11 protein-coding genes are annotated in these 11714 nt (G+C 45.6%); all 11 read right to left on the bottom strand.

All coding sequences use genetic code 11. From position 1 onward, the window contains the following. Nucleotides 1-169: 169 nt before the first annotated feature. Genes larC through I6E26_RS10370 form a run of 11 tightly spaced genes read right to left on the bottom strand, consistent with a single transcriptional unit; the run spans nt 170 to nt 11552 of the window. Nucleotides 170-1507, bottom strand: a complete 1338-nt coding sequence (gene larC / locus I6E26_RS10320) for a nickel pincer cofactor biosynthesis protein LarC (RefSeq protein ID WP_235321782.1) — start codon at nt 1505-1507, stop codon at nt 170-172. A 24-nt stretch (nt 1508-1531) separates the two neighbouring features. Beyond that, entirely contained in the window at nt 1532-2284 is a 753-nt protein-coding gene (larB, locus tag I6E26_RS10325; protein ID WP_235321783.1) for a nickel pincer cofactor biosynthesis protein LarB, read from the bottom strand. A gap of 1 nt (nt 2285) precedes the next feature. Beyond that, the gene (larE, locus tag I6E26_RS10330) at nt 2286-3032 is read right to left on the bottom strand and encodes an ATP-dependent sacrificial sulfur transferase LarE (RefSeq protein ID WP_235321784.1); all 747 of its coding nucleotides are present in this window, start codon (nt 3030-3032) and stop codon (nt 2286-2288) included. Between the two features lie 56 nt (nt 3033-3088). Beyond that, nucleotides 3089-4309: a peptidase U32 family protein gene (locus I6E26_RS10335; RefSeq protein WP_235321785.1), complete on the bottom strand. Its 1221-nt coding sequence runs from the start codon at nt 4307-4309 to the stop codon at nt 3089-3091. Beyond that, a complete protein-coding gene (locus I6E26_RS10340; protein WP_235321786.1) occupies nt 4306-4956 on the bottom strand; it encodes an O-methyltransferase in 651 nt (216 codons plus the stop codon). The genes I6E26_RS10335 and I6E26_RS10340 overlap by 4 nt, the downstream gene beginning before the upstream one ends. A gap of 12 nt (nt 4957-4968) precedes the next feature. Then, a complete protein-coding gene (gene mltG, locus I6E26_RS10345) occupies nt 4969-6081 on the bottom strand; it encodes an endolytic transglycosylase MltG (protein ID WP_235321787.1) in 1113 nt (370 codons plus the stop codon). Between the two features lie 45 nt (nt 6082-6126). Further along, nucleotides 6127-6663 (bottom strand): M48 metallopeptidase family protein, encoded by a 537-nt coding sequence (locus tag I6E26_RS10350; RefSeq protein ID WP_235321788.1) that lies wholly within the window; start codon nt 6661-6663, stop codon nt 6127-6129. A 23-nt stretch (nt 6664-6686) separates the two neighbouring features. After that, nucleotides 6687-7934 (bottom strand): methionine gamma-lyase family protein, encoded by a 1248-nt coding sequence (locus I6E26_RS10355; protein ID WP_235321789.1) that lies wholly within the window; start codon nt 7932-7934, stop codon nt 6687-6689. A 39-nt stretch (nt 7935-7973) separates the two neighbouring features. Next, a complete protein-coding gene (hflX, locus tag I6E26_RS10360) occupies nt 7974-9275 on the bottom strand; it encodes a GTPase HflX (RefSeq protein ID WP_235321790.1) in 1302 nt (433 codons plus the stop codon). A gap of 40 nt (nt 9276-9315) precedes the next feature. After that, entirely contained in the window at nt 9316-10317 is a 1002-nt protein-coding gene (locus tag I6E26_RS10365) for a nucleoid-associated protein (protein WP_235321791.1), read from the bottom strand. 47 nt (nt 10318-10364) lie between these two features. Continuing rightward, the gene (locus tag I6E26_RS10370) at nt 10365-11552 is read right to left on the bottom strand and encodes an MFS transporter (RefSeq protein WP_235321792.1); all 1188 of its coding nucleotides are present in this window, start codon (nt 11550-11552) and stop codon (nt 10365-10367) included. Between the last annotated feature and the right edge of the window lie 162 nt (nt 11553-11714).

Here is an 11714-nt window from a genome sequence, read left to right on the forward strand (position 1 = left end):
CCTCCATAGACACATTATATCACCAATATACATATTTGTCTATAAAATCAGTTACTTAATATCTCCTCCTTTATTTATCCTATCTAATGCCTAATCCACAAACTGATTTGCAAAAACCTGCACTATTAATTTATTATAACCCCTAGATTATTCAAAGAAAATGATTTTTTCATTTTCTTTCTATGGGGTTTCGACAGACATTATTTCTTATCAGTTCATAGGCCATCTGATAATCCATTCCCTTTTCCTGCTGCAGCTGGCGAATACTATCATACTCTGGATAGCAGCGCACTATATCTCCATAGCTGCATTCCTTGGCTTTCACGGCTATGCCATCTACCACACCAGATAGCTGGCGGCGCTGCATAATACAGCGCTTCATTTTCTCATAGCGAATACCAATACTGGTAGTATGCTGGAAAATAATTCGTGCCATTGCCTCCTGCTGCTGTGGCTGACAAAGAACGGTCAGCATATAGGCTGGGCGGTTCTTCTTCATATAGATGGAGGTAAAAAATACATCTAAGGCTCCAGCAGACAAAAGCAGTTCCTGTACCAAGCCCAGAGTTTCCCCATTGCTATCATCTATATTTGTTTCAATTTTGAGAATCTCATCCTCTGAAAGCTCTGTCTCCGCTTCTAACAACAAAAGCCGCAAAAAGGTTGGCACCTCATATTCCCTCTTACCGGCTCCCATGCCTACCCCAGCCACTCTATAGCTGGCAGGCAGCTTGTCCATAGTCCTAAGAGCTGCTGCTGCCGCTGCTCCCGTAGGAGTTACCAGTTCCCCCTCTACATGGCTTAGACGAAGCTTCAAACCATTATCAGCCACAATATGGGTAACTGCCGGTACAGGTACCGCCATGATACCATGCTGACAGCGAATAGTGCCATGACCATCCACCAAAGTATCAACCACCACATCATCTATGGCCAGGCTTTCCATACATACGGCAATGCTGACGATATCCACAATGGAATCCACTGCCCCTACCTCATGGAAATGAACCTGCTCCACATCTGTTCCGTGGGCCTTGGCCTCAGCCTGAGCCAATACCTGAAAAATTTTCAAGGCCAGCTTCTGAGCTTCCTCACTCATGGCACTATGGTGAATAATATGACGAATCTCCCCCATACCCCTATGCTCATGATGATGGTGGTGGTGACTGTGTTCATGCTCGTGATGATGTGCATGGTCATGGTGGTGCTCATGGTCATGGTCATGGTCATGGTCATGATGGTGCTCATGTTCATGATGCTCGTGACCATGTAGATAGGCCATATCGTGGTCATGATTTTCATGAACCTCATCTAGTTCCACCAAGAAATCACACATATCAAGACCGGATTTTTTTACCCTTGATACCTTAGTTTGAAAGCCCTTTACCTCCAAGCTATGCAAAACCTTTGTCAATTTCTCATAATCTGCCCCCATATCCAAAAGAGCAGCTACCAGCATATCACCACTTATACCAAAGGGCCCATCAATATATAAAACTCTTTTCATACATACCTCTTTACCTAAAATACATTATTCCTTAGCCACAGCCAGCTTATTAATCTGGGCTGCCAAATATCCCGCTCCATAGCCATTGTCTATATTAACCGTAGCAATACCATTGGCACAGGAATTAAGCATACTTAGCAGGGCAGATACTCCCCCCAGATTAGCTCCATAGCCAATAGATGTTGGCACCGCAATAACCGGCTTATCCACCAAGCCTGCCACCACACTGCCCAAAGCCCCTTCCATGCCTGCCACAGCAATGACACAGTTGGCCTTTTGAATGAGGGGCAGCTGGGACAGCAGACGATGTAGACCGCTAACCCCTACATCATAGACACGTTCCACATGACAGCCAAAATATTCCGCTACCTGGGCAGCTTCCTCTGCCACAGGTATATCTGCCGTACCAGCAGTACAAACAGCAATACAGCCCTGAGGCTTGCGCTTTTCCTTACCACAGGTAATAATTCTCGCCTTAGCATCATATTCTGCCTCTGGCAGAATTTCCGCAATCAAGGTATATTGCTCCGGAGTAGCTCTAGTTACCAAAAGCTCCCCCTCCAGCTGAAAAAGTCTTTGACATATGCTAACCAGATGTTCATCTGCCTTGCCTTGAGCAAAAACCACCTCGGGGAAGCCAGAACGAAATCTTCGTTGAGTATCCAGCTTGGCATAACCCATTTCCTCAAAGGGCTTGCGGCGAATATGTCCCTCTGCCTCCTGCAGGCTTATTTCACCCTTCTGTAATTTTTCCAGTATTTCATGTAAACTGACCATATCAGCGTTCCTTTAAATCCAAATAAATATCCTCAAACTCCTGTAAAAGCAGATTTTTCACCTTTTCTCTCTCCTGTAACAGCTTTTCCATTTGCTGAGGTTTCAACTGCAGCTTGGCCGCCTTATCCAACACTCGAATACGGAAATCACTATACCCCATTTCCCGCAAAGCAGCCTCAGCTCTCTCCACCTTTCTCAAGGTGGAAAGCTCCAATGGATAGCCTGTAGGAATCCTGGTTGCCAAACAGGCATAAGAAGGCTTATCCCAAGTAAACAGACCAGCCTCCTGGGAATGTCTGCGAATCTCCATTTTGGTCAATCCTGCCTGCAGCAGAGGTGACAGTACCTGCATTTCCTGCAAAGCCTTGAAGCCTGGCCTATCTGCCAAATCATCAGAAGCATTGGTGCCATCAATTAAAACCTTGTAGCCATCTCTGGCTGCCTGCTCCTTTATCAAGCCAAATACCCTCTGCTTGCAATAATAGCAACGAAGTTGGTCGTTTTGCACAACCCTTTCATCAGTCAGGGGATTAGCCTCCACAATAGCAAGATTGTCAATATGCAAAAGCTCTGCCATCTTTAGCACATCCTGCCTTTCAAACTCTGGTTGAAAAGGCCCCTTAACGAAATAAGGCTTTATATCTGCCCCATATTTAATTCCCGCATACAAAAGATAGGAGGAATCCACCCCTCCCGAAAAACCCAAAGCCACCTTGGGATGCTGAGCAAAAAATTCCTGCAAATCCATATTGTTCACCTAGATGTAATAACACCATGCTCTTACACAAGAGACCAAGATTAATTTTATACTATATCACGACGCAAAATGCCATAAGGCTCCACTGGCTTATCCATGCGGATTTTCACGATTTGCTGGGGATGTGGTGCCACCTGAATAGCCTCTCCCTCATCATTATACATTTCCTGCAAAATCTGACGATAGCCAGCCAGATGAGGCTGAAAAATCTCTATTTCCTGCCCCACCTTCATATTATTCCGCTGTTCCACCGTAGCAAAGCCTGTTTTTTCGTCATAATCCAGCACCAGTCCCACAAAATCCGAGGTCTGAGTATAGCTGGAAGTGCCATATATCTGATCCTTTTCTGTAGGACGGCCATAATAGAAGCCAGTGGTATAAGCCCGATGGGAAACCTTGTCCAGCTCCTCCACCCATTCCTTTTTCACCTCAAACTGTTCTGGAGCAGCAAAATAGCTATCAATGGCCTCTCTATAAGCCTTGACCACACTGGCGGCATAGTGAACGCTTTTCATACGGCCCTCAATTTTTAGACTATCCACCCCGCTGGCAATGACATCTGGCAAATAAGGCAGGAGGCACATATCCTTGGAATTAAAAATATAGGTACCTCGTTCATCCTCCAGCACTGGGAAATACTGCCCTGGACGTTTTTCCTCTACCAGAGCATAGTTCCAACGGCAAGGCTGGGCACAGCTGCCCCTATTGGCATCCCGACCCGTAAGATAATTGCTCATAAGACAACGGCCGGAATAGGAAATGCACATGGCGCCATGTACAAACATTTCCAGCTCCACAGAGCATTTTTCCCTAATCTCCTTTATTTCTTCTAAGGACATTTCCCGAGCCAGGACCACTCGTCTGGCCCCCAGCTCCGCCCAGGCATTCACCGCCGCCCAGTTGGTATTGTTGGCCTGAGTGCTAATATGCAGCTCCACATCAGGGGCATATTCCTTAGCCAGGGTAAATACCCCAAAATCCGCCACCAAAATAGCATCTACCTTGATTTCATTCAAAAAAGTCAAATAAACCGGCAATTTGGCAATATCACTATTATGAGGAAAAATATTTACCGTGACATAGATTTTTTTGCCTAGCTTATGGGCAAAATCCACTGCTTCCTGCAATTCCTCATTGGTAAAGTTTCCTCCAAAGGCTCTCAGGCCAAAGGCCTTGCCCCCTAGATAAACCGCATCTGCACCATAAAGCAAAGCCATTTTCAGCTTTTCCATATTGCCTGCCGGAGCCAAAAGCTCAGGTTTTTTCATTTTTTATCCTCCATATTATTTTCAACATTACCCTTACCAGCTAGTCGCTGGCTAACAGCCAAGCCATCACCATTCTCATAGATTTCTGTCTGGAATTCACCACTATCAGTAACCATAGCAATATATTCCCGCAACCGCTTTACAATAGTGCGAAACCGTCTAGGTGCTGGCACATCTCCACGGACATAGCCACGAAACAGAACATTGTCTGCCACCACCAAAGCATCCTCTGCCAACAGAGGATATATTTTGCGAAAATAATCTGGATACTGTCCCTTGGCGGCATCTATAAACACCATATCAAAGAAGCCTGTCAGCTTCTGAATATTTTCCCCGGCATCTCCCGTAATAATCCTAATCTGCTGACCATATGGCGACCTGTCCACAAAGGCTCTGGCCTCAGCAGCCCGCTCCTCACTAAGCTCCAGACTGACAATCTCCACCTCTGGTGCTGCATTGGCAGCAATATAAAGAGTGGAATAGCCTATAGCCGTACCTATTTCCAGCACCCGCCTTGGCTTTCTGGCCGCCACGGCCTTCTCCAGCACAGCCAAGCCGTTAATATTGATAATTGGCACATGATTGGCCTCTCCATAGGCCTTCATTTCAGCCAGCAGCTCTGCCAGCCCATCATTTACATTGCGCATATACTTTCCCCTTTAGCGAACCTTATCCACCAAATCCAAATGCTCATCATAAGTATAGCCATAATGATTGTGTCCCTGAGTATCCGCCACAAAATAAAGATAATCCGTATTGGCAGGATTCAACACCGCTTCTATAGAGGCCATACCTGGACTGGCTATAGGTCCTGGTGGCAGTCCATAATGCTGATAGGTATTGTAGGGTGAATCTATTTTGGTATCAGCAATGGACAGATTCTCCTTTGGCCCAGCCAAAAGATACTGAATGGTGGTATCTGTCTGCAATGGCATATTAATATCTAACCGCTTGAAAAAAACCTGGGCAATAATCGGCCTGTCCTCTGGGAAGCGAGCCTCCTTCTCCACTAAGGAAGCCAAGGTTACCAGCTCATAAACAGATAAATTACGCTGAGATGCCTGCTGCCGCAGCTCTGGTGTCAGCTTATGGTCAAATTCCTCAGCCATACGGCTCATAATATCCTGACAGCTGGCATCTGTAGCAAATTCGTAGGTATCTGGAAACAAAAATCCTTCGATGGCATAATCAGCCTCTGGTGATTTTACTATATAATCATAAGGCGCAAAATCCCTGGCTGCTGCCAAAAACTCCTTTTCCTCCACCAGGCCATGCTTTGCCAAAAGCTTGGCAATCTGGCGCACATCATAGCCCTCTGGAATAGTAACCCACTGGGAGGTAGCACGACCGTTTATCAGCACTCCCAAGGCATCTCCCACCGTCATGTTTTTCTGCAAGGAAAAGGTTCCTGCCTGAAATTTGTCCCCAGCACCATTTAATTTTACCGCCAGCTTAAATTTCCAAGTAGAATCTATAACACCTTTTGCGGCTAGCAAATCTCCTATCTCACCGGAAGCCATACCAGGGGTAATCCGTACTACTACCTTATCATTGCCTTGTATTTCATCGATAGTAGAGATTCTATAATCCATGCTTAAGACAGCAAAAGCTACACAGACTGCTGCCAAAACTGCCACTGCCATGGCCAACATCGCATTTTTTTTGGTTCTTTGCTTGTCCTCCTCAGTTGCATCCTTGCCATAGGAAAAATGCTTTTCCACTATTTCATTCAGCCAATTCTTTAGCTTATTCTTCTTGTCATCCAGAAACATACGACACCTCTTGTCCGCTGTATATTAGCTGTTCTGCTTACTATTTTATTCTCGTAAATGCCTTTCTGCCTCTTGGGCAAAAGGGCAGAATTTGGCAACCAAACCATGAAACCTTGGCGTGTGATTACGCTCCAGTAAATGCACCAGCTCATGTATCAGCACATATTCCAGACACATAGGATGCTTGTGAGCCAGATTCAGACTTAGATTGATTCTACCTGTCCTGGTATTGCAGGAACCCCAGCGGCTGTACATCCTGCGAAAATGGATACTAGAGGCCTGAACTCCTGTAATTTCCTGACAGCGAGGCAGGATTTTCTGCACCTCTGCCACCAAATCCAGATTGTACTTAGGCTGTTTTTGCTGTCCAGCCAGATATTGTTGGCGAGCCTGCAGCATCTTCGGCCATACCCCCTCCAGCGCCCATTGCCACTGACTATTAGGCACGCCATAGGGACAGCTGACTACAATCTCTCCTTCCGGACGACTGATACGTACCCTGATATTTTTCATATGGGGCCGTCTTACCAGCTTGATTTTCTCCCCACGATAAACAATTTGCTTTTCCTGAATATGAGCCATAATTTCCTCAATCTGCCAGCAGCTTATTTATCAGCCAGTTCCTCAATAGCCTGAGCTGCCCCCATAATGCCAATTACAGCGTGCTCAAAGGTAAGACCACCCTGCAGATATACATTATATGGAGCCCGTAATGGGCCATCAGCACTAAGCTCAATAGAAGCACCCTGTACAAAGGTACCTGCTGCCATAATAATCTTGTCTGCATAGCCCGGCATATCCCAAGGCTCTGGAGCGGCAAAGGAATCTACTGGAGAATACTTCTGAATACCTCGACAGAAGGCAATCAGCTTCTCCGGAGTATCTAGCTGAATAGCCTGAATAATATCTCCTCTAACATCGGTTGGCAATGGCAGAGTCTTATATCCCAGCAGGGCAAAAAGGGCTGCGGCAAAAACTGCTCCCTTAATGGCCTGAGCTACCACATGAGGTGCCAGGAAGAAGCCCTGGAAAATCATGCGGTTGTTAGCCAAGGATGCTCCCAGCTCATCACCCATACCTGGCGCAGTAAGACGATAGGAGCACAGCTCCACCAAATCACTTTTACCAGCAATATAGCCACCGGTAAGAGCCACACCGCCCCCTGGATTCTTTATCAGGGAACCAGCCATAATATCTGCTCCTGCCTGTACAGGCTCCTGGGTGTCTACAAACTCACCATAGCAGTTATCCACAAAGCAGATACAATCAGGCTTAACCTTTTTAACCTCCTGACAAATGGCCCCTATTTCCTCAATAGTCAAAGGGTTGCGCATGGAGTAGCCACGGGAGCGCTGAATCAATACCATCTTGGTATCAGGAGTGATTTTGCCAGCAATACCTGCCATATCCACCTTGCCATCAATCATTTCCAGCTCATCATAAAGTACGCAAAATTCCTTTAAGGAGCCAGGGCTTTCATTGGCGTAACCAATAACAGTCTGCATGGTATCATAAGGGGCACCAGTAATGGAAACCAGCTTGTCCCCTGGTCTAAGAATACCAAAGAGCACTGTGGCCAAAGCATGAGTACCAGAAACAAAATTGGTACGAACCAAGGCTCTTTCAGCTCCGAATACCTTAGCAAACAGCTCCTCAATTTTGCTGCGGCCAATATCATCATAAGCATAACCAGAGGTAGTATTAAAATGAGCCTCAGATACCTGACACTCCCGCATGGCATCCAATACTTTCAGGGTATTAGCCTCGGCTATACTATCAATATGAGCAAACATAGGCCCAGCCTGAGCCATAGCCTGTTTTTTTAGCTGCAGCAAATTTTCAGAAAATGACATTTTTTATAATCTCCTTTATTTATGAGCTTAGATAGCTCCTTATTTATCCTTTATTTCGTATTTGAGATAAGGTTCTGCATCAGATACAGACATGGTAAGCTCCATAATCGTTCCCTTATCGTTGTAATCAATGGCCTCTACTTTGGCCACATCATGAAGCCGAGTTACCAGATGGCCCTTGTCATAGGGAATACAAAGCTTCAAGGCAATATTGCTCTGAGCAAAAAAGCTTTTGATTTTTTCCCGCAGTATTTCCAGCCCGGCTGGATTTTTAGCAGAAATTACCACACCTTCTCTGCCCTGCAGCATTCTTTTTTCCACATGATTATCTGGAAATTGCAATACAGGCAGCTTATCTGCTTTGTTAAAGACAAATATAGCAGGCTTGTTCTCAGCACCAATTTCCTTCAGCACCTCTACCACAGCCTGAATCTGCAATTCATAATTCACATCAGAAGCATCTACCACATGAATCAGCAAATCCGCCTCGGCAGTTTCCTCCAAGGTAGCCTGAAAGGCACTAACCAAGGTGTGAGGCAATTTTTGAATAAAGCCTACCGTATCTGTCAGCAGAATTTCCTGCTTGTCATCCAGCTGAATCAATCTGGTGGTCGGGTCCAAGGTAGCAAAAAGCAAGTCCTCTGCCATAACCTCATTACTGCCAGCCAAAGCATTAAGAATAGTGGATTTGCCTGCATTGGTATAGCCTACCAGAGCCGCCACTGGCACCCGGCTGTTTTTCCGCTGGATTCTATGTAGCTGTCGTTGCGCCTTTAGCTTGTCAATTTTTTCCGTCAGGTCATGAATGCGGCCGCGAATCCGCCGTCTATCCATTTCCAGCTTGGTTTCACCGGGGCCCCTGGTGCCAATACCGCCTCCTAGACGGGATAGAACCAGGCCCTGTCCCCCTAATCTAGGCAGATTATACTTTAGCTGTGCCAGCTCTACCTGCAGCTTGCCTGCACTGGATCTAGCCCGCTGGGCAAAAATATCCAGAATCAGGGCAGTTCTATCCACCACTCTCAATCCAGTAACCGACTCCAGATTCCGCTGCTGTGAGGGAGTGATTTCATCATCCAAAATCAGCAAATCTGCCTTCAGCTCCTGAGCCATCAAAGTAACCTCTGCCACCTTGCCCTTGCCTAAAAAGAGAGCCGTATCAGGCCGTTCCTTTTTCTGCACTGTCCGGCCCACCACTACTGCCCCGGCAGTTTTGGCCAAGCCCTCCAGCTCAGTCAGTGAATCCTCTGCCAACCAATTGCTTTTACCTGTATCCACCCCTGCCAATATGGCCTTTTCCGGAGGCGCCTCTGTGGTATAGGTATTACTCCTTGTCTCCATAGTATCACCATCCTTTCCCTCTAACCTTTAGGACAATACCTTATTTGTTAACGATACTCTGAATATTCTTCAAGGTAATGGACATAAACCCATCCTCATCCTTGTAGAACTCCACAAATTCCGTATTCTCAAAAAACTCCGTAGGAATCACCAGCTCAATGCCGGTATCTGTACTTAGCTTGTGCTTGCGCATCTTTTTCAGGGTTGCTTCCTTGTCTACCACCACAGGCTCCCGAAAGCCAGCATTTTCCATTTCCTGTCGATAATCAGCCTGCATAGCCGGATTATCCTGAAATACTGCTTCACCTACCTGCTGTGGGTCCAACTGACCATCATCAGATAAATTCTCGGCAATATAGTTTTTCACGGCAGCTGCTGTTTCCACCTGATCCTGACAGTAAGCTTCTGCCACCTTTTTGGCCACCTTGTTAATTTCCTTAATGGTTTCCTTTGGAGACGGTGTCTGATTGCACTCCAAAAGCAGCTCCGGCAAAACAAAAACGCTATTGCCATCCAAAGAGTATTTCTTGGCTTTAATCAGTGCCTCCCCAGATGCCAAATTAATGTAGGCAAATTCATCCATGCGCTGGCTATTGCCCGGTAAAAGTCCACTGCTGTTCATAACCTCTGTGGCCACCGCCCCATCCTCGGTCACATTAACCTGATGAACATAGCCCTGATGATTCACACATTTCAATAAGGCCATATGGGGCACATCATCTACTCTCAGCTGACAAACAAACAAATCTGTATTCTGAATATCCTGACAAGGAGCCAAAGCCTTGTACAAAATTTCTGCCACCTGACAAGAAAATTCCACAAAACTGGACTTCTGTGCCATATATTCCTGCAACAGGCCATTAAATTCACTGTTTTCATAAAATTTTCCACTTTTGGCATCCTGGCTATGAATGGTCTTTTCCATATGCTTAATGAGAAATTCCCGAATGCCATCCTCCAAAGCCAGCTCCTGGGCGGAAAGCACCGGCTCTCCCCCAACGAAATCCAATATATGCAATACAGCCTTTTCTAAAATAACCACGCCAAACCTCCTGGCTTATCTGCCTATTCTCTAGTCCTAAAAACATCTTATTTGCGTTTAGGTACTACCACACCTTTGGTATAGGGAGTAAATATTACCAAAATAGTTGCAATAACTACTGGTACCACACTTAAAAACATAGCTGTTTCCAAGCCAATATAATCGCCTAAAGCCGCGGTAACTGCTGCACCAATACTGCCAAGACCAAAGCACAATCCCATCATCATGCCGGAGGCCACGCCAATATATTGAGGCATCAGCCTGCCTGTCCACACAATAGAGCTAGGCTGAGGAGCCTGTACAAAGAAACCTCCCATAAACAACAACAAACTGCTTATAAAGCCTGCATCTGGATAAAGGAAAAACAATATCGTTGGCAGGGCTGTCAAGGCCAAGGATACCACCATCAACCGCTTGTGACCGAATTTGTCTCCCAGCTCTCCACCAATCAAGCCGCCAGCAGCTGTTCCCATAAGAAATACTGTCAACATGGAACCAGATACCACATTGGAGGCGCCATGGGACAACATCAGCATGGGTAAAAAGGTGGATACAGACACATGGGTACAGCAACGGAGCCCCATAGCTATATTCAGCAGTGCCACAGAGGGATTGGCAAAAATCTTGATAATGCTGATGGATTCACTGGAACTTACCTTTTTGGCATTGGCCGATGGCAATTTGTAAAGACCAGAAAAATAAAATAATATGCCCAATACAACTGCTGGTATGGCTAACAAGGGCAAAATATCCAATCCATATCTGTCCAACAGAAACATTACTGTGGCAGGAGCTACTGCTGCGCCAAAATTACCGCCTACTACGTACAGAGACATAACTCTGCCCATATTGCTGACATTGCCTACCTTTCCCAATAGGGCACTGCCTACGGGATGAACAAAGGACACCGTTATCCCCATTATGATACACAACAGGAACAAGGCAGCTTTATTAGGTGCCAGACCAGCCAGGCAGATAGCAATACCACTTAAAGGTATAGCCGCCAACAGCCAAGGGCTGCTATCATGTTTATCGGTAACATATCCTACAAAGGGCTGTATAGAGCTGGCTACAAAAGCCAATACCATAACCAGAATACCGCACATGGTTAAGGACATATCCAGCTTCACCATAATAAAGGGCAGTAAAACTGGCAAAAAATTGTTATAGTAATCTACTGTATAATGACCGGCACAAAGATAAAATATATTTGTTTTGGTTCCCCATCTTAGCATAGGTTCACGCTCCTGATTTATTTTGTCGAAAGTATATTATAACATAATTATGTGTTTTTTTCTATAATCAGGTTCTGGATTTCCCTATAGGCGGATTGTATAATTAAGTTGAACACTTAAAAATCCATAGCGAACCCTTGTGGTAAAATGTAGTTGCACAAA

Origin of the sequence: Anaerovibrio lipolyticus, from assembly GCF_021531495.1 — a bacterium.
In the GTDB taxonomy this organism is placed as follows: domain Bacteria; phylum Bacillota; class Negativicutes; order Selenomonadales; family Selenomonadaceae; genus Anaerovibrio.